This is a genomic window from Streptomyces sp. NPDC048278 (genome assembly GCF_040652195.1).
In the GTDB taxonomy this organism is placed as follows: domain Bacteria; phylum Actinomycetota; class Actinomycetes; order Streptomycetales; family Streptomycetaceae; genus Streptomyces.
Genome location: NZ_JBEZLP010000001.1, coordinates 597,314 through 615,358, shown reverse-complemented (window position 1 = coordinate 615,358; position 18,045 = coordinate 597,314). Strand labels below are relative to the sequence as shown.

The following is an 18,045-nucleotide window of genomic DNA, read 5'->3' as shown; positions in this document are numbered from 1 at the left end:
TACCGCCGCCTCCCCTAGGAGCCCCCATGGGATACCGTCCCGCCCTCGCCCTGCTGGAGATCCTGCGCGGCGAGGGCGTGGACCGGGTCTTCGGCAACCCGGGGACGACCGAACTGCCGTTCCTGGCCGCCCTGTCCGAGGCCGCCGACGCCCCCGAGTACGTCCCCGGCGTCCACGAGGGCGCCGTCGTCTCGATGGCCGACGGCTACGCGCGCGGCACGGGCCGCCCCGCCTTCGTCAGCCTGCACATCGCCGCGGGCCTCGCCAACGGCCTGCTGGGCCTCCTCAACGCCCGCCGCTCCCGCACCCCGCTGGTGGTCACCGCGGGCCAGCAGGACCGCCGCCACCTCCAGCAGGACCCCATGCTCTCCGGCGACCTGGTCGGTCTCGCCCGCCCCGCGGTGAAGGCGGCGTACGACATCCAGCACGCCCGCGACCTCCCGCTGGCCCTGCGCCGCGCCTTCGCCCTCGCCGTACGCCCGCCCGCCGGGCCGGTGTTCCTGTCCGTCCCGATGGACCTGATGGCCGAGGAGACGGAGGTCGAGGTCCCGCCCCGGACGACCGTGCCCCGCCTCGGCCCGGCCACCGATCTGGACCGAGCGGCGGCGCTGCTGGCCGCCGCGGACCGGCCCGCCGTCGTGGCCGGGGACGGCGTCGGCCGCGAGCACGCGCTCGCCGACCTGGTCCTGGTGGCGGAGGCCTGCGGCGCGCCGGTCCACCACCAGCCGATGGCCGACTGCCTGAACTTCCCGACCACCCACCCCCTGTACGCCGGGATGCTGCCGCCCCGCCACGACGTGATCCGCGAGACCCTCGCCCGCTACGACACCGTCCTCATCGCCGGCGCCCACGCCTTCACGCCCCACCACTACAGCCCCGGCCCCGCCCTGCCCCCGGGTCTGAGGGTCGTCCAGGTCGACTCCGACCCCGACGAGATCGGCCGCAACTTCCCGGTCGACGCCGGACTGGTCGGCGCCCTGGCCCCCTCCCTGCACCGCCTCGCCGACCTGCTCCGCGACCGGGTGCCCGGGGCGGCGGCCCGCGCCGAGGAGGCGGGGGACCGGCACACCGCCGAGCGGGCGGACACCGAGGCCGCCGCCCGCGCCGCCTACTCCCCGGCCCCCCTGGCCCCCTGGGCCGCGGCGCACGCCGTCGCCGCCGGACTGCCGCCGGACGCCGTGGTGGTGGAGGAGGCCATCACCGTCGGACTGCTGCTGCGCCGCCTGGTCCGCCTCGACCGCCCCGGCAGCTACACCCACGCCGTCGGGGGCGGCCTCGGCTGGGGCATCGGCGCCGCCGTCGGTCGCGCCCTCGCCGAACCCGGCCGCCCCGTGGTGGCGGTCCTCGGCGACGGCTGCGCGCTCTTCGGCCTCCAGGGGCTGTGGAGCGCCGCCCGCGAGTCGGTACCCGTGCTCTTCGTGGTCATGGGCAACGGGGCCTACCGCACCCTCCAGGACACCTACGCGGCGATGGGCGGCAAGGGCACCTGCCCGGGGACGGAACTGGGCCGCCTCGACTTCACCACGGCGGCGGAGTTCTTCGGGGTCGCGGCGGTACGGGCCGAGAGCGCCGACCACCTCCGGGAACTGGTCACCGGCGCGGGCGAGTTGCGCGCGCCGCTCCTGGTGGACGTCCCCCTGCGCTCGTGAACTCGCCCTGCCGCACACCTTGTAGTCCCGCCCCCACGACGACCACCATCGCTGCATGACGGACCGCCAGCTTCCGAAGTCCGTGCTCGCCCGCGGTGCCCTCCTGCTCCGTGCCTGCGGTGACGCGGAGAGCGCGCTCTCGCTCGCCGAACTCGCCCAGCGCAGCGGCCTGCCCAAGCCCACCGTGCACCGGCTGCTCGGTGAACTGGTGCGGCTGGGGCTGGTGGAGCGGACCGCCGAGGGGAGCTACCGGCTCGCGCTCGCCCTGTTCGTGCTGGGGCAGTCGGCGCCCACCGTACGGGAGCTGCGGGACGCGGCGCTGCCGTATCTCGGGGACCTGCACGAGGCGACCCGGGAGAACGTGCACCTGGCCGTGCCCGACGGCGCCGACACCCTCTTCCTGGAGAAGGTCACCGGCCGGCGCGCCACCCCGATCGTCTCCCGCAGCGGCGGCCGGCTCCCCGCCCACTGCACCGCCACCGGCAAGGTCTTCCTCGCCCAGGACCCCTGCCCGCCGCATCGCACCCTGCCCCGGCTGACCCCGCGCACCCTGGTGCTGCCCGGCCAGCTCGCCCGCGACCTCGCCCTCACCCGGGCCCGCGGCTACGGCGTCAACCTGGAGGAGGCCGAGGTGGGGATCTCGGCGGTCGCGGCACCGGTGTACGCGCTGGGCCGCGGCTCCCGCCCGGTCGCCGCGCTCTCCGTGACCGGCGGGACCCGGCGCCTCGACGTGGACCGGGTGGGCGCCTCGGTCTGCGCGGCGGCGCGGGCCCTCACCCGCAGGCTGTCAGCCTGAGCCCTGCTGCATCGCCACCGCCAGCGCCCGCTCCGTGAGCCCCGCCCCGGACAACTCCGCGCGGATCCGGCCGCGCACGAACACCAGCACCCGGTCGCACACCTCCGTCAGCTCCGCGAGATCGGTCGAGGCGACCAGCACGGCCGCGCCGCCGACCGCCAGCTCGCCGACGATCCGGTGCATCTCGGCCCGCACCCCGATGTCGACGCCCCGTGTCGGATCGTCCAGGACGACGATCCTCGGGTCGGTGGCCAGCCACTTGGCGAAGACGACCTTCTGCTGGTTGCCGCCGGACAGCCGCGCCACCACGTCGTACGGCCCGCCGCGCAGCCGCAGCCGCCCGGTCAGGTCGGCCGTGCGGCGCACGAGTTCGCCGCGCGCGGGCAGCACCCCGCCCCGGCCGAGCGCGAGCCAGCTCACCGACGTCGTGTTCTCCCACACCGTCCGGTCCGTCATCAGCCCGTACCGCTTGCGGTCGCTGGGCACGAACGCGACCCCGGCCCGGACCGCCGCCCGCAGCGAGCGCGGCAGCCCCCGGCCGCCGACGTCGACCCGGCCCGCCGACACCGCCGTACGGCCGCACACCACCGCCAACGCGTCCAGATGGCCCGCCCCTTGCAGCCCCGCGACCCCCACCACCTCGCCCGCCCGGACGGCGAACGTCACGTCCGCGAGCCGGCCGGGGACGCTCACCGCCGACAGCACCACCGGCGGCGGCCCCTGGTCCACCACGCGGGCCCGGCGCACCGGTCGCCCGGGGGCCCCGTCGCCCAGCATCGACGCCACCAGCTCGGGCACGCCCACCTCCGTCCGCCGGACGCCGGACAGCGCCACCCGGCCGTCCCGCAGCACCGTCACCCGCTGCGCGAAGCGCATCACCTCGTCCAGGAAGTGCGTGACGTAGAGGACCGCGATGCCCCGGGCGGTGAGCGCGCGCAGCACGCCTTCCAGGCGGTCCACCGCCTCCTTGGGCAGCGCGGACGTCGGCTCGTCCAGGACCAGCAGGCGCGGGGCGCGCAGCAGGGCCCGGGCGATCTCCGTCAACTGCTGGTCGGCGAGCGGTAGTTCCGCGAGCCGGGTGCCCGGGTCGACGTGCAGGCCCAGTTCGGCGAGGACCGGCCCGGCCGCGCGGTCCGCCGCGGCCCGGTCGACGAGTCCGAACCGGCGCGGTCCGCCGTCCGGGAAGAGGTTCTCCCGCACGGTCAGGTCGGGGAACAGGCTCAACTCCTGGGAGACGACGGCGATCCGGGTGTCGTCCGCCGCCCGTACCGTGCCCGCGTCCGCCGCCAGCGTCCCCGACAGGATCCGCACCAGCGTCGACTTGCCCGCGCCGTTCTCGCCGACCAGGGCGTGCACCTCGCCGCCGCGCAGCGCGACGGACGCGCCGTCCAACGCCCGTACCCCGCCGTAGGACTTGACCACGTCCTCGGCCACCAGGACATCGCCCATGTCAGCGCGCGTCCCTGAGCGGTTTCAGGTTCGCCTGCTCGTCGCCGAGCAGCTTGTCGATCGTCGGCTTGTACCAGTCGTACGCCGCCGTCGCCGACTTCTGCCGGGCGATGATCGCGTCGATGTTCGAGGAGTCGACCACCGCGCCGGGGGAGAGGAACCAGCCCTGCGGCAGTTTCCCGTCCTTGTCGCGGACCGCCTCGATCAGCATCGCCGTGGAGAGATAGCCCTTGAGGAAGTGCTGGGGGTCGATGGTGACGAAGTTCGAGCCGTCCTTCACCGCCTCCAGGGTCTTCGGGTCGACGTCGAAGCCCGCCGTCAGCCACTTCCCGTTCTCCGCCTTCTTGATCTTGGCGAGGTTGTAGCTGTCGGCGTCCCCGACCCCCAGGAAGGCGAGCGCGTCCGGATGCGCGTTGACCTGCGCCGACCAGGAGCTGTAGTTCTGCCCGGGATCGCTGTACGTCTGGAACGGGCCGAGCACCTTCACGCCCGGCGCCTCCTTCGCGAAGGTGTCGGAGATCCCCTTGGCCCGGTTGTCCAGCACCGGCGTGCCCGGGTTCGGCACCCCGATGACGACCTCCCCCTCCGGGTCCGCGCCGAGCCGCTTCAGCGCTTCCTTCGCCATCAGCTCCCCGAGGGCGTAGTTGTCGTTGCCCACGTAGAAGCCCACCTTGCTGCCGTCGGTGGGGGAGGTGTCCAGGGCGACGACCGGGATGCCCTGGTCGACGGCGCGGGCGGCGGGGCGGGTGAAGATCGGCGGGTCCAGGTTCTCCAGGACGATGCCGTCCCTGGCGCGGGTGGTGAGGTTCTGGAAGAGCTGCACCTCGGCCGGGCCGTCCGTGTTGGGCGGGCCCACCGCCTGGAAGTCGACCTTGCCCGCGTGGCTCGCGGCGCTCTGCGCGCCGAGCACCATCTCGTGGGCGAAGTTCAGCGAGATGTTGGCGACGGCGATGCCCATGTGCAGCTTGTCGCCCTTGCCGGGGCCGGAGCTGCCGCAGCCGGCCGCGCCGAGCAGCAGCAGCGCGCCGAGCGCGGCGGACACCGTACGGAATCGGGAGTGCATCACGGCCTCCAATACGTCACTTGCGTCGGCGCCCCGTGCGGCGCAGCGCGCTGTCCGCCGCGACCGCGACGAGGATGACCCCGCCGGTCGCGAACGACGTCCAGTTGATGGGTACTTCGAAGAACACGAGGCCTGCCGCCACGACGGACAGGATCATCGCCCCGGCCACCGCGCCGACCACCGAACCGCGCCCACCGGCCAGCGGGGTGCCGCCGATGATGCAGGCGGCGATGGCCTGCAACTCGTAGCCCTGGCCGAGGGTCGGGTCACCGGCGCCGTAGAAGGCGAGCGCCAGCGCCGCCGCGCACGCCGTGGTCAGCCCGGACAGCGCGAGGGCCTGGATCCGGGTCCGCACGACCGGGATACCGCTGAACTCGGCCGCGTCCGGGTTGGAGCCGATCGCCCGCACCCGCGCCCCGAACCGCGTCCGCGACAGCACCACGGCGAGGACCGCGGCCACCGCGAGCAGCACCCACAGCGCGAACGGCACCCCGCCGGGATCGCCGCCGGCGAAGGTGAAGAACGAGTCGTCCAGCGGCAGGTCGGTGATCTGCTTGCCGTCCGCGAGCGCCAGCCCGACCCCCCGGAACAGCATCAGCGTGCCCAGCGTCACGATGAACGAGGGCAGCGCGAGCAGCGTCGTCACGAGCGCGTTGAACACCCCCAGCGCGATCCCGGTCAGCAGCATCACCGGCACCGCGAGCCAGGCCTCCACCCCGCCGCGCACCAGGAGCGCCCCGACCACCAGGACCATCGCGTAGGTCCCGCCCACCGACAGGTCGACCTCGCGCATCGACAGCGCGAAGACCATCCCGCACGCCATCAGCGAGATGTAGACCGAGTTGTGCGCGGTGGACAGCAGGTTCCCGCTGCTCAGGAAGTCCGGATAGGGGATGCCGATCCCGGCGACGAGCAACCCCAGCACGAGCAGCACGCCCAGCTCGTCCCGGACCAGCCGGAGCAGCCGGACCGGCAGCGGGCGCCGGCGTGGCCCACCGCCCTGGTCACGGGCGCGCTCGGCGTCGTCCACGGCACGCTCGGTATCGGTCATCGGGCACTGCTCCCGTACGGCTGGCGCTGGGGTCGATCCGCAGCGTCGAGCCGCGGGCCCGCCGCGGCAACCGGCCCGTTCCGGCGAGTGGAACACGGTCTTGCCCGGCCGCCGGAGGGTCGTCACACTCGCCGCATGCAGACGCGGACCGCGCTGGTGACCGGAGCGGCACAGGGGCTCGGGCAGGAGTTCGCCGTCGCGCTCGCCGGGCGCGGCTACCGGGTGGCCGGCCTCGACCTCGCCCCGCAGACCGAGACCGCCGGGAAGGCCCTGGACTATCTGGAGCTGGTCGCCGACGTCACCGACGAGGCGCAGGTACGGGCGGCGCTGGGGCGCGTGACCGACGCGTTCGGCACCCTGCACGTGGTCGTCAACAACGCCGGCGTCTACCCGGCGCGGCCCTTCGAGGAGACCACCGCCGAGGAGTGGCGGCGGATCATGCGGGTCAACCTGGAGGCGCCGTTCCTGGTGACGCAGGCCGCGCTGCCGCATCTGAAGGCGGCCGGGTGGGGCCGCGTCGTCAACATCGCCTCGGCGGCCGTGTTCACCGCGCCGCCCGACATGGTCCCCTACGTCGCCTCGAAGACCGGCCTGATCGGCTTCACGCGCGCGCTGGCCGCGGCGCTCGGCCCGTACGGCATCACGGTCAACGCGATCGCGCCCAGCATGGTGCGCACCGCGACCGCCGAGCGGACGGTCGGTGCGGACGGCGGCTTCGAGCTCGTCCGCTCCCAGCAGGTCGTGCCGCGCACCCAGGAGACGTCCGACCTGGTCTCGACGCTCCTCTACGTGGTCGACGAGGGCAGCGGCTTCCTGACCGGGCAGACGCTCAACGTGTCAGGAGGGTCGGCCTTCCTCTGATCCTGCTGATCCCGCTGATCCCGCCGATTCCGGCAGCCACTGGTGGACCTCCGCCCTCAGCGACCGCTGGAAGGTCGTCAGCAGTGCCTGCACGATCAGGGGCTGCATGTGCGCGGACAGGGACTTCACGTCCGCCTCGGTGCGCTCCGCCACCTCGGCCCTGAACAGCCGCGACAGCTCCTGGGCGGCGGCCCGCGAGTGCTCGGTCAGCACCGTGCGCGCGGCCAGGATCGCCTTCTCGGACAGCGGTACGTCGAGGAGCTGTACGGCGAGCCGGAGCAGACCGGGGTCGATACGGTAGCCGTCGCCTTCGGGCCGTACGACATCCATGGCGACGAGCCGCTCCACGTCCTCCTCGTCCAGCGGACGTCCGGCCCGGCGCCGCAGCTCCTGCGCCGTCACCGTCTCCTCGGCGTCGGGCGCCCAGGAGGCCACCACGGCCCGGTGGACGGCCAGGTCGTGGTGGCTCAGGCCGGGCGGCAGCCGCCGCACGTAGCGCTCGATCGCCGCCAGCGTCATGCCCTGGTGCTGCAACTCCTCGATCAGCGCCAGCCGGGCCAGGTGGTCCCGCCCGTAGTGGCCCACCCGGCGCGGACCGATCACCGGCGGCGGGAGCAGCCCCTTGGTGCCGTAGAAGCGGACCGTGCGGACCGTGGTGCCGGCCCGGGCGGCCAGCTCGTCGATCGTGAGCGGCGGGTCCCCGGAGTCGCCGTCGGTGTCGGTCGTCATGTGCAGCAGTATCGCTGTTACACCAGCGCTGTGACACCGGAAGATGACCGAGATGTGTTCGTCCGATGTTCATCTTCAGGCCAAGATCGTGACCTTGTGAGAATTTCCGCTCTGTGATCTGTGCCATCGCATACGCCCTGAGGGGCGGGGGAAGGTGGCCCCTCGGTCTGTGCCCACCACCGAGCGCGCCGACCGACTACGTCCGGACACCCGAGCGCGACCCGCTCGGGCGCACCAGAGAGTGGAACCACCTGTGAGCAAGGACGCCGTGGACACGGCACAGGCCGCCACCCGGACCGACGCGGCCCAGGCGCCCGCGGACGCGGGCGACGCCGGCTACAGCAAGGACCTCAAGGCCCGCCACGTCAACATGATCGCCATCGGCGGCGCGATCGGCACCGGCCTCTTCCTGGGCGCCGGCGGCCGTCTGCACAACGCGGGCCCGGCCCTCGCCCTGGCCTACCTGGTCTGCGGGATCTTCGCCTTCTTCGTGGTCCGCGCCCTCGGCGAGCTGGTCCTCTACCGCCCCTCCTCCGGTTCCTTCGTGTCGTACGCGCGCGAGTTCCTCGGCGAGAAGGGCGCGTACGTCGCCGGCTGGATGTACTTCCTGAACTGGTCGACCACCGGCATCGCCGACATCACCGCGATCGCGCTCTACACCCACTACTGGAGCATGTTCACGAGCATTCCCCAGTGGACGCTCGCACTGATCGCCCTCGCCGTCGTCCTGGCGGTCAACCTGATCTCCGTGAAGATCTTCGGCGAGATGGAGTTCTGGTTCGCGATCATCAAGGTCGCGACCCTGGTCGGCTTCATGCTGATCGGCATCTTCCTGCTCGCCACCCAGCACAAGGTCGACGGCCACACCCCGGGCCCGAGCATGATCACCGACCACGGCGGTGTCCTCCCGCACGGCCTGATGCCGGTCGTCCTCGTCATGCAGGGTGTGATCTTCGCGTACGCGGCCCTGGAACTGGTCGGCGTCGCGGCCGGCGAGACCGCCGAGCCCGAGAAGGTCGTCCCGCGCGCGGTGAACTCGATCATGTGGCGCGTCGGCATCTTCTACGTCGGCTCGGTCGTCCTCCTGGCCCTGCTCCTGCCCGGCTCGGTCTACTCGGCCGACGAGAGCCCCTTCGTCACCGTCCTCTCCAAGATCGGCGTCTCGGGCGCCGGTGACGTGATGAACCTGGTCGTCCTCACCGCCGCGATGTCCTCGCTCAACTCCGGCCTCTACTCCACGGGCCGCATCCTGCGTTCCATGGCGATGGCCGGCTCGGCCCCGAAGTTCACCGCCCGCATGAACCGCAGCCAGGTGCCCTACGGCGGCATCCTGCTGACCTGCGCGGTCTGCGTGCTCGGCGTCGGCCTCAACTACCTCATGCCCGCCCAGGCCTTCGAGATCGTCCTGAACGTCGCCTCCCTCGGCATCATCAGCACCTGGGTGATCATCATGCTCTGCCACCTGATCTTCGTCCGCCGCGCGAAGGCCGGCCTGGTCGACCGCCCCGCCTTCCGCCTCCGCTTCAGCCCGGCGACCGAGATCGCCACGATCGTCTTCCTGCTGGTCTGCCTCGGCATGATGTGGAACGACCCCGAGGTCGGCCGAAAGACCCTCCTCCTGATCCCGGTGATCGCCGCCCTGCTGGTGGCCGGCTGGTTCGGCGTCCGCCGCCGCGTCTCCCGCACGACGGACAACGAGCTGACCCGGCTCACGAAGTAGCAGGCCGGCGCCGTTGTCAGTGGTGGCGCCTAGGGTGGCGTCATGGGGGAGATCACATACATCCGGGGCGACGCCACCACACCGTCGGGCAAGGGCGTCAAGGTCATCGCCCACGTCTGCAACGACCTGGGAGGCTGGGGAAAGGGCTTCGTCCTGGCCCTCTCCCGCCGCTGGCCCGAGCCCGAGAAGGCATACCGCGCCTGGCACCGCGACCGAGCCGCGAACGACTTCGGCCTGGGCGCGCTCCAACTGGTCCGCGTAGACCGGTACATCTGGGTGGCCAACATGATCGGCCAACGGGGGACGCGGACCGGCAGCAAGGGCGTCCCGGTCCGCTACGAGGCGATCGACACGGCGCTGGCCAAGCTCGCCGACGAGGCGATCGAGCGCGGCGCCTCCGTCCACATGCCCCGCATAGGCTGCGGCCTGGCAGGCGGAAAATGGTCCCGGATCGAGCCGCTGATAAACGAACGGTTGGTGGCGCGAGGTATCGCGGTCACGATCTACGACCACGGGGAAGACGCCTCCGTGCAGCGCCCCTGAAAGGGGCGCGGGGAACTGCGCGACCAGCCACAACCGGCCCGCAGCCCCCCACGCACCGCACCCGGCACCTGCTCAGTGCACGTAGTTCGTAGCCTCGATCTGCTTCCATGACTTCGGTTGCGCAATTGCCCCCACGGCCTTCGCCGAAGGCGAAACCGGCTTCGTCGGCTCGAACAGCCACGCGTCGAACAGCGACCCCAGCGACTTCCCCGACACCTTCTCCGCATACGACTCGAAGTCGGCCACGGACGCGTTCCCGTACGCGTGCTCCTTCGGCCACCCCTTCAGGATCGCGAAGAACGCGTCGTCCCCGACCGCGTTCCGCAGCGCCTGCACGGCCAGCGCCCCCCGGTCGTAGACAGCGATGTCGAACTGGTCGTCGGGACCGGGATCCCCCGGCTTCACCGTCCAGAACGCGTCGTCGGCCGGATGCGACGCGTACACGTAGTCGGCCAGTTCCTGCGTCGTGCCCTCGCCCTCGTGCTCCGACCACAGCCACTGGGCGTAGCGCGCGAACCCCTCGTTGAGCCAGATGTCCTTCCAGCCCTTGAGGGAGACGTCGTCGCCGTACCACTGGTGCGCCAGCTCGTGCACGACCACCGACGTGTTGGAGCCGTTCGCGAACTGCTTCGGGCTGTAGTACACGCGGGTCTGCGTCTCCAGCGCGTACCCGGTGGTGGTGTTCGGCACGTACCCGCCGGCCGAGCCGAAGGGATACGGCCCGAAGTAGCCGGAGAGCCAGTCGACCAGCTCCCCGGTGCGCTCCACGCTCGCCCGGGCCGCCCCGTCGTTGTCGCCGAGGTCCTTGCTGTAGGCGTTGACGACGGGGACCCCGCCCTCGGAGGTGCTCGTCGTGATGTCGAACTTCCCGACCGCCAGGGTGGTCAGGTAGGTCGCCTGCGGCTTGTTCTGCCGCCAGTTGTACCGGGTCCAGCCGCGCTGCGAACTGGTCGACTGGAGCAGGCCGTTGGAGATGACCTGGGTGCCGTCGGGGACGGCCACCGACACGTCGTAGGTCGCCTTGTCCAGCGGGTGGTCGTTGCTCGGGTACCACCACCACGCGGCCTCGGGCTCGTCCGCCGCGACCGCCCCGTCCGGCGTGCGGTGCCAGGTGTCGAAGCCGTACGCGCTCTTGGTCGACGGCACCCCGGTGTAGCGGACGACGACGGTGACCTGCGTGCCCTTCGCCAGTGGCGACCTGGGGGTGACGACCAGTTCGTGCTGACCGGACGTGGCGAAGTCCGCCTTCACCCCGTTGACCCGCACCTCGCTGACGTCCAGCAGGAAGTCCAGGTCGAAGCTGGACAGGTCCTGCGTGGTGCGCGCCAGGATCGTCGCCGTACCGGCCAGCTCGTCGGTGGCCGGCTGGTACTGCAGCCGCAGGTCGTAGTGGGAGACGTCGTAACCGCCGTTGCCGTAGTACGGGTAGTAGGGGTCGCCGATGCCCGGCGCGCCGGGGCTGTAGCTCGCGGCCGATGCCGGGATCGCCAGCAGCAGGGAGGCCGCCGCGAGGGCGCCCGGCGCGAGGATTCTGCGGTGCACGAGAACTCCAGGTCGGTAGGGGGCCGAGACGCACCCGCCACACCGGGGCGGGACGCGCCAAGTCGATGGAGCACGAAACTGTTCGGAGCCTATTCAGTCCCTGTGTCACCTCGCCTGTCCATGGCACCTGCTGTCACACGATCGCCATTCGGCCGCAATCAGTCCTGACGGTCCCCCAGATGCCCCCTTCTGCACAGGAGTTGACCGGGGTAGCGTCCGCCGCATGCCGAAACGCACGCGCTTCACGATCTGGCGACCGCTCGCCGTCGCGGCCGTCGCCGCCCTGATCGCCGCCTTCCTCACCCCGGCCGCGGCCCAGGCTTCCGGCGCCCCGCGCGAGAGCCGGCCCGTCTACTCGTACGCGAACGCCATCCGCGAGGCCGTCTGGGTGGACACCGGCCTCGACTCGGACGGCGACGGGAAGACCGACCGGGTCGCCGCCGACATCGTCCGGCCCGCCGAACCCGCCGCGCAGGGCCGCAAGGTGCCGGTCATCATGGACGCCAGCCCCTACTACTCCTGCTGCGGTCGCGGCAACGAGAGCCAGCTGAAGACGTACGACGCCAACGGGAACGTCGTCCAGATGCCGCTCTTCTACGACAACTACTTCGTGCCCCGCGGCTACGCCTTCGTCGGCGTCGACCTGGCCGGCACCAACCGCTCCGACGGCTGCGTCGACGTCGGCGGCCGGTCCGACATCCAGTCCGCGAAGGCCGTCGTCGACTGGCTGAACGGCCGGGCGAAGGCGTACAGCAGCCGTACCGGCACCACCACGGTCAAGGCGGGCTGGACCAACGGGAAGACCGGCATGATCGGCAAGAGCTGGGACGGCACCATCGCCAACGGCGTGGCCGCCACCGGCGTCAAGGGCCTGAAGACGATCGTCCCGATCAGCGCCATCTCCTCCTGGTACGACTACTACTTCGCCCAGGGCGCCCCGCTCTACGACTCAGGGCCCGACTGGCTGGCCGGCGCCGTCGAGAGCGACGACGCCTACGCCAAGTGCGGTGCCGTCCAGCAGAAACTCGTCGACGGCGCCCCGCGCACCGGCGACTGGACCGGCCTGTGGACCGAGCGCGACTACGTCAAGGACGCCGCCAAGGTGAAGGCCAGCGTGTTCCTGGTGCACGGCATGCAGGACCTCAACGTCCGCACCAAGCACTTCGGCCAGTGGTGGGACGCCCTCGCCAGGAACGGCGTCGAGCGCAAGATCTGGCTCTCCCAGACCGGGCACGTCGACCCCTTCGACTACCGGCGCGGCGCCTGGGTGGACACCCTGCACCGCTGGTTCGACCACGAACTCCTCGGCTACGACAACGGAATCGACCGCGAGCCGATGGCCGACATCGAGCGCCACCCCGACCAGTGGGTGACGTCGCCGGTCTGGCCGCCGAGCGGCACGCGGACCACCACCCTGCGTCCGGCCGCAGGCACCCAGGCCGGCGTCGGCACCCTCGGCCTGCACCAGGGCTCCGGCACCGAGACGTTCACCGACGACCCGCAGCAGAGCGAGACCGACTGGGCCGCACAGCTCGCCACCCCGACCCAGGACAAGGCCGGCTTCCTCACCGCGCCCCTCACCCGGGACCTGCGGCTGTCCGGCTCCTCGAAGGTGACCGTCACCGCCACCCCGACCACCTCGACGGCCCACCTGACCGCCGTCCTGGTCGACCTCGGCCCGGACACCATCCGGGACTACGCCGACGGCGCCGAGGGCATCACCACCCTCACCGACCGCACCTGCTGGGGCGAGAGCACCGCCGGTGACAGCGCCTGCTTCCTGAAGACCGCGGCCAAGACCAAGGCCGTCGACTACACCGTCTTCAGCCGTGGCTGGGCCGACCTGGGCACCTACGCCGACCCCGGCAAGGGCGTCCCGCTCACCCCCGGCAAGGCCTACACGATCACGCTCGACCTGGCGGCCACCGACCACGTCGTACCCAAGGGCCACCGCCTGGCGCTGATCGTCGCGGGCACGGACAAGGACCTCATCGATCCGCCGTCCACCACCCCGACGCTCACCGTGGACCTGTCCCGTACGACGGCCAGGGTCCCGCTGGTCGGCGGCCCGGCCGCGTTCACCCGCGCGACCGCCGGCCGGTGGACCGCACCCGGGAAGAACGCCCTGCACGGGGTCCGCGCCCCGCGCACCGTCCAGCGCGTCCCCGCGAACTGACCGCTCAGGCGGCCGGGCCGGCATCCACCAGCCCGGCCGCCTCCCGTGCACAGCCCCAGGCGACCGTGACCCCGGCCCCGCCGTGCCCGTAGTTGTGGACCAGCACCCCGCCGTCCGGCCGCAGTCCGTGCTCCAGCCGGACCGCCGACCGGTACGGCCGCAGCCCCACCCGGTGCGCCAGCACCCGCGCCCCGGCGATCTCCGGCCGGACCGCCGCACAGCGCGCCACGATCCCGGCCGCGACCTCCGGATCCGGCTCCAGCGACCAGGCGTCCTCCTCCGCCGTACCCCCGAGCAGCAGCCCGCCGGGCTGCGGGAAGAAGTAGGCGGACGCGCCCCCCGCCACCTCGTCGGACGTGTACCAGGTGGTGATCCCGGGGTTCTCCACCACGACCAGCTGCCCGCGCACCGGACGCACCGCCGGATCCGGGACCAGCGAACGGGCCCCGAGCCCCGTGCAGTTGACCACGACCGGCGCGGGCACCTCGCCCAGCGCCTCCACCGCCCGCTCCTCGACCGTCCCGCCCGCCCGCTCCAACCGCGCCCGCAGCCACGCCAGGTGGACCGGCATGTCGATCAACGGCAGCCGGGCCGCGAGACCTTCACCGGTCTCGGCCAGCCCCGGCACCTCGGCCGCCCACGCACCCAGCCCGTCCAGCCGCAGGCCGCCGTGTACGCCCTCGACCAGGCGTACGCCCGTCTCCTCGGGCCGCGCCGCCAACTCCGCGTACACGACAAGGGAGGCGAGCGCCCATTCCCCGGCCAGTGCCTCCGGCTCGATGCGGTACGGCCACCACAGCGCGCCGGCGACCGCCGAGGTCGTACGGCCGCCGGTCTCCCGGGCCCACACCCGCACCCGTCGCCCGCTCTCCGCCAGCACCACCGCCGTGGTGAGCCCGACGACCCCGCCGCCGACCACGATCACTTCGTCACTCAGCTCAGGCTGCACACCGCGACGTTAGCGGAATATGTCATGCCGCGCTCAGATCGTCCCGCTCTGGGGATACTCACAGCATGTCTGCCGCATACGCGACCTTCGGCCTGGCCCCGGCGATGCGCGCCGGCGGTGTCCTCGCCGACGGCGGCTACCAGCTCCACCGGGACTTCGTGGACTTCGTCGTCGACGGTCACCCGCTGCTGTTCCAGCTCTCCGACCTGGACGCCGTCTCCCCACTCGCCTCCGACGTCCCGCCCGCGATCTTCACCGCCCAGGTCCGCAGCCTCTTACTGGAATCCGAGGCCCCGCTGCCCGACGGCCGCTACGTCGTCTACGGCTGCCCCGAATGCGAGGACCTGGCCTGCGGCGCGGTCACCGCGGTCATCGAGCACGACGGCGACGACTACATCTGGCGGGACTTCGCCTGGCAGACCTCCGAACACGCCGACCTGGAGCTCAACGGCTACCACGGCATCGGCCCATTCCGCTTCCACGGCCCCGAGTACCGCGAGGCCCTCGGCGCGCTCCTGGCGGACTCCGGCCCGCCGCCCGGCCGCCGGGTGCTGCTGATCGGTGCCCGCGTCGCCCTCCTGGCCAAGCTGGCCGCCGCCCTGCGCGCCATCGGTATCGGCGCCGACATCACCCGCGACGCCGACGGCGTCCCCGCCGAGGAGCTCCGCGGCTACGCGGCCGTCGTCTTCGGCCCCGCGGTCGGCGAGGCCGAGCGGACCGCCGTACGCCAGGCCTTCGAGCGCGCGGACGTGGCCGTCGTCCACGTCGACGGACTCGCCCCGATCGTCCCGCTCCTCGTCGCCCAGATCGAGCACGCCCTCGACCGCAGCCCGCTCCCGCAACGCCGGCTGGCCCGCCTGGTCGCCGCCGACGGCACCGCCGGCATCGAGGTCACCGCGCCCTGCCGGGTGCGGCTCACGTCGTACCGCCTCGACCGCCTCTCCCGCCCCCGCGCCCACGAACACTTCGACGGCGTCCTGGAACCCGGCCGCCACCGCATCCCGCTGGACGGCAGGGCGGCCAAGGGAGGCGCCTTCGTCGTGGCCCGCACCTCCGGGAGCGTGCTGGTGGCGGCGCCCGAGCGCTGACCGGGGGAGAACAGGGCGGCTGAGCACGGGCTGCCCGGCCCATTAGGATCGGCGTTCTGATGACTGCCACCCTCGTCGCCAAGAACCTCGCCGCCGGGCACGGCGACCGCTCGCTCTTCTCCGGGCTCGACCTCGTCGTCGCGCCCGGAGACGTGATCGGTCTGGTCGGTGCCAACGGCGCGGGCAAGTCCACCCTGCTCCGGCTGCTCGCCGGGCTCATCGCCCCCGAACAGGGCGAACTGCGCCTCTCCCCGCCGACCGCGGCCGTCGGCCACCTGCCCCAGGAGCCGGAGCGCCGGCCGGGCGAGACCGTCCGCGCCTTCCTGGCCCGGCGCACCGGGGTCGCCGAGGCACAGCGCGTGATGGACGAGGCGACCCAGGCCCTGGTCGACGGCGCACCGGGCGCCGACGACGCCTACGCCGTGAGCCTGGAGCGGTGGCTCGACCTGGGCGGCGCCGACCTGGAGGAGCGCGCCGACGACATCGCCGACTCCCTCGGCCTGGCCGTCGACCTCGACCAGCCGATGACGGCCCTCTCCGGCGGCCAGGCCGCCCGCGCCGGCCTCGCCTCCCTCCTCCTCTCCCGCTACGACGTCTTCCTCCTCGACGAGCCCACCAACGACCTCGACCTGGACGGCCTGGAACGCCTCGAACGGTTCGTGACCGGCCTGCGCGCCGGCACCGTCGTCGTCAGCCACGACCGCGAGTTCCTCACCCGCACGGTCACCAAGGTCCTCGAACTCGACCTGGCCCAGAACCAGATCAACCTCTACGGCGGCGGCTACGACGCCTACCTGGAGGAGCGCGAGACGGCCCGCCGGCACGCCCGCGAGGACTACGACGAGTACGCCGACAAGAAGTCCGCCCTCCAGGACCGTGCCCAGATGCAGCGCGGCTGGATGGACAAGGGCGTTAAGAACGCCCGGCGCAAGGCCTCCAACGACAACGACAAGATCGGCCGCAAGTTCCGCAGCGAGGCCAGCGAGAAGCAGGCCGCCAAGGCCCGCCAGACCCAGCGCATGATCGAGCGCCTGGAGGTCGTCGAGGAGCCCCGCAAGGAGTGGGAACTGCGCATGGAGATCGCGGCGGCCCCGCGCTCCGGTGCCGTCGTCGCCACCCTGCGGGACGCGGAGGTACGGCGCGGCGACTTCACCTTCGGACCGGTCTCCCTCCAGATCGACTGGGCGGACCGGGTCGCGGTGACCGGCGCCAACGGTGCGGGCAAGTCGACGCTGCTCGCCGCGCTGCTGGGCCGGGTGGAGCTGGACGCCGGGCACGCCGCCCTCGGACCGGGCGTGGTGGTCGGCGAGGTCGACCAGGCCCGCAAGCTCTTCCACGGCACGGAATCCCTGCTGGACGCCTTCGGCGCGGCCGTTCCGGACACCGAACCGGTCGAAGTCCGCACCCTGCTGGCCAAGTTCGGCCTCAAGCAGGACCACGTCCTCCGGTCCGCGACCACCCTCTCGCCGGGCGAACGCACCCGCGCCGCCCTCGCCCTCCTCCAGGGCCGGGGCGTCAACCTCCTGATCCTGGACGAGCCGACGAACCACCTCGACCTCCCCGCGATCGAGCAACTGGAGTCGGCCCTCGACACCTACCAGGGCACCCTCCTCCTGGTCACCCACGACCGCCGCATGCTGGACGCGGTCCACGTGACCCGCCGGTTGGAAGTGGCCGCAGGGAAAGTGACCGAACGCTAGAAGCTCCCCGACTGCAGGCGCCCCGTCAGGGGCGCGGGGAACTGCGCGATCAACCACAACGCACCCGCAGCCGACCGACAACTCGGCCCGGCAACCCCGTACTTGCCAGGAGAGTGGCCATGAGCACATCGTCGAAGCGCCCGGCCCTTCGGATCGCGAACGAACAGGACGTCCTCGCCCAACTGCGCGGCACCCAGGACCGCATCGCCGACGCGATCACCGCCTTCTCCGGCACCATGACCTTCGTCTACCTGCACGCCCTGTGGTTCGCGGTCTGGATCGTCTGCAACGAGGGCGTGTTCGGCAAGGGCGCGATCTGGGACCCGTTCCCCTTCGGCCTGCTCACCATGATCGTCAGCTTGGAGGCGATCTTCCTGTCCACCTTCGTGATGGTGAGCCAGAACCGCCAGGCCGCCCGCGAGAACGTCCGCGCCGACCTGGACTTCGAGACCAACGTCCGCTCGGAGGTGTGGTCCATCCACATGGGCCGCGCCCTCGGCATCGACCCCGTGGAGGTCGAGCGGCGCGTCCAGGAACTGCTCGCGGAGAACCGCGCCCGGATGAACGGCACCCCCCAGCCTCCGAAGCAGAGCTGATCCGCCGGCCGACCGCGACTGCCCGGCAGTCATTCGACGCAGGCGCGCAACTCCTGCCGCGTGGAACCATGGACCGGCGTCCGGGCGAGCCGGACCTGTGCCCGAAGGAGCGCGCGCATGGGCCGTCCTCGCA

General features: G+C 72.4%; 15 protein-coding genes. 9 read left to right on the top strand and 6 right to left on the bottom strand.

Annotated elements, in window-relative coordinates:
- Positions 1–26 precede the first annotated feature (26 nt).
- On the top strand, positions 27–1,649 hold the full coding sequence (locus AB0D74_RS02820) for a thiamine pyrophosphate-binding protein (protein WP_362579721.1): 1,623 nt from the start codon (positions 27–29) through the stop codon (positions 1,647–1,649).
- A 55-nt stretch (positions 1,650–1,704) separates the two neighbouring features.
- Positions 1,705–2,445, top strand: coding sequence for an IclR family transcriptional regulator (locus AB0D74_RS02815; RefSeq protein ID WP_362579719.1), 741 nt, complete (start codon positions 1,705–1,707; stop codon positions 2,443–2,445).
- Here the strand turns inward: AB0D74_RS02815 and AB0D74_RS02810 are convergent.
- Genes AB0D74_RS02810 through AB0D74_RS02800 form a run of 3 tightly spaced genes read right to left on the bottom strand, consistent with a single transcriptional unit; the run spans position 2,437 to position 6,008 of the window.
- Positions 2,437–3,894 carry a sugar ABC transporter ATP-binding protein gene (locus tag AB0D74_RS02810; RefSeq protein WP_362579713.1) on the bottom strand — a complete coding sequence of 486 codons (1,458 nt, stop codon included), beginning with the start codon at positions 3,892–3,894 and terminating at the stop codon, positions 2,437–2,439. The genes AB0D74_RS02815 and AB0D74_RS02810 overlap by 9 nt on opposite strands.
- 1 nt (position 3,895) lies before the next feature.
- A complete protein-coding gene (locus AB0D74_RS02805; protein WP_362579710.1) occupies positions 3,896–4,957 on the bottom strand; it encodes a sugar ABC transporter substrate-binding protein in 1,062 nt (353 codons plus the stop codon).
- 16 nt (positions 4,958–4,973) lie between these two features.
- Positions 4,974–6,008, bottom strand: a complete 1,035-nt coding sequence (locus AB0D74_RS02800; RefSeq protein WP_362579707.1) for an ABC transporter permease — start codon at positions 6,006–6,008, stop codon at positions 4,974–4,976.
- Positions 6,009–6,143: 135 nt separating this feature from the next.
- On the opposite strand from AB0D74_RS02800, the gene AB0D74_RS02795 reads away from it, so the two are divergent.
- On the top strand, positions 6,144–6,869 hold the full coding sequence (locus AB0D74_RS02795; protein ID WP_362579704.1) for an SDR family oxidoreductase: 726 nt from the start codon (positions 6,144–6,146) through the stop codon (positions 6,867–6,869).
- Here the strand turns inward: AB0D74_RS02795 and AB0D74_RS02790 are convergent.
- Positions 6,846–7,598 (bottom strand): MerR family transcriptional regulator, encoded by a 753-nt coding sequence (locus AB0D74_RS02790; protein ID WP_362579701.1) that lies wholly within the window; start codon positions 7,596–7,598, stop codon positions 6,846–6,848. The genes AB0D74_RS02795 and AB0D74_RS02790 overlap by 24 nt on opposite strands.
- Before the next feature lie 253 nt (positions 7,599–7,851).
- Here AB0D74_RS02790 and AB0D74_RS02785 point away from each other — a divergent pair, with 253 nt between their 5' ends.
- Entirely contained in the window at positions 7,852–9,318 is a 1,467-nt protein-coding gene (locus AB0D74_RS02785; protein WP_362579698.1) for an amino acid permease, read from the top strand.
- 42 nt (positions 9,319–9,360) lie between these two features.
- Complete coding sequence (locus AB0D74_RS02780; protein ID WP_362579695.1) at positions 9,361–9,861, top strand: macro domain-containing protein; 501 nt, start codon at positions 9,361–9,363, stop codon at positions 9,859–9,861.
- Positions 9,862–9,933: 72 nt separating this feature from the next.
- On the opposite strand, the gene AB0D74_RS02775 is transcribed toward AB0D74_RS02780, so the two are convergent.
- Positions 9,934–11,403, bottom strand: coding sequence for a M1 family metallopeptidase (locus AB0D74_RS02775; RefSeq protein WP_362579692.1), 1,470 nt, complete (start codon positions 11,401–11,403; stop codon positions 9,934–9,936).
- Positions 11,404–11,626: 223 nt separating this feature from the next.
- Between AB0D74_RS02775 and AB0D74_RS02770 the strand changes: the two genes are divergently transcribed.
- Positions 11,627–13,579 (top strand): Xaa-Pro dipeptidyl-peptidase, encoded by a 1,953-nt coding sequence (locus tag AB0D74_RS02770; RefSeq protein WP_362579689.1) that lies wholly within the window; start codon positions 11,627–11,629, stop codon positions 13,577–13,579.
- A gap of 4 nt (positions 13,580–13,583) precedes the next feature.
- Here AB0D74_RS02770 and AB0D74_RS02765 read toward each other — a convergent pair whose 3' ends face one another.
- Complete coding sequence (locus AB0D74_RS02765; protein WP_362579686.1) at positions 13,584–14,528, bottom strand: FAD-dependent oxidoreductase; 945 nt, start codon at positions 14,526–14,528, stop codon at positions 13,584–13,586.
- A 65-nt stretch (positions 14,529–14,593) separates the two neighbouring features.
- Here AB0D74_RS02765 and AB0D74_RS02760 point away from each other — a divergent pair, with 65 nt between their 5' ends.
- The 3 genes from AB0D74_RS02760 (at position 14,594) to AB0D74_RS02750 (ending at position 17,912) form a co-directional block, all read left to right on the top strand.
- Positions 14,594–15,616 (top strand): oxidoreductase, encoded by a 1,023-nt coding sequence (locus AB0D74_RS02760; protein ID WP_362579683.1) that lies wholly within the window; start codon positions 14,594–14,596, stop codon positions 15,614–15,616.
- Between the two features lie 59 nt (positions 15,617–15,675).
- Positions 15,676–17,316 (top strand): ABC-F family ATP-binding cassette domain-containing protein, encoded by a 1,641-nt coding sequence (locus tag AB0D74_RS02755; RefSeq protein WP_362579681.1) that lies wholly within the window; start codon positions 15,676–15,678, stop codon positions 17,314–17,316.
- A 119-nt stretch (positions 17,317–17,435) separates the two neighbouring features.
- A complete protein-coding gene (locus tag AB0D74_RS02750) occupies positions 17,436–17,912 on the top strand; it encodes a DUF1003 domain-containing protein (protein WP_362579677.1) in 477 nt (158 codons plus the stop codon).
- Positions 17,913–18,045 lie beyond the last annotated feature (133 nt).

What these genes read in the sequence shown, in the direction of transcription:
- AB0D74_RS02800 (WP_362579707.1), bottom strand. Translation starts at nt 6,008, where the DNA reads ATGACCGATACCGAGCGTGCCGTGGACGACGCCGAGCGCGCCCGTGAC.
- AB0D74_RS02770 (WP_362579689.1), top strand. Translation starts at nt 11,627, where the DNA reads ATGCCGAAACGCACGCGCTTCACGATCTGGCGACCGCTCGCCGTCGCG.
- AB0D74_RS02780 (WP_362579695.1), top strand. Translation starts at nt 9,361, where the DNA reads ATGGGGGAGATCACATACATCCGGGGCGACGCCACCACACCGTCGGGC.
- AB0D74_RS02795 (WP_362579704.1), top strand. Translation starts at nt 6,144, where the DNA reads ATGCAGACGCGGACCGCGCTGGTGACCGGAGCGGCACAGGGGCTCGGG.
- AB0D74_RS02805 (WP_362579710.1), bottom strand. Translation starts at nt 4,957, where the DNA reads ATGCACTCCCGATTCCGTACGGTGTCCGCCGCGCTCGGCGCGCTGCTG.
- AB0D74_RS02790 (WP_362579701.1), bottom strand. Translation starts at nt 7,598, where the DNA reads ATGACGACCGACACCGACGGCGACTCCGGGGACCCGCCGCTCACGATC.
- AB0D74_RS02815 (WP_362579719.1), top strand. Translation starts at nt 1,705, where the DNA reads ATGACGGACCGCCAGCTTCCGAAGTCCGTGCTCGCCCGCGGTGCCCTC.
- AB0D74_RS02760 (WP_362579683.1), top strand. Translation starts at nt 14,594, where the DNA reads ATGTCTGCCGCATACGCGACCTTCGGCCTGGCCCCGGCGATGCGCGCC.
- AB0D74_RS02750 (WP_362579677.1), top strand. Translation starts at nt 17,436, where the DNA reads ATGAGCACATCGTCGAAGCGCCCGGCCCTTCGGATCGCGAACGAACAG.
- AB0D74_RS02755 (WP_362579681.1), top strand. Translation starts at nt 15,676, where the DNA reads ATGACTGCCACCCTCGTCGCCAAGAACCTCGCCGCCGGGCACGGCGAC.
- AB0D74_RS02810 (WP_362579713.1), bottom strand. Translation starts at nt 3,894, where the DNA reads ATGGGCGATGTCCTGGTGGCCGAGGACGTGGTCAAGTCCTACGGCGGG.
- AB0D74_RS02820 (WP_362579721.1), top strand. Translation starts at nt 27, where the DNA reads ATGGGATACCGTCCCGCCCTCGCCCTGCTGGAGATCCTGCGCGGCGAG.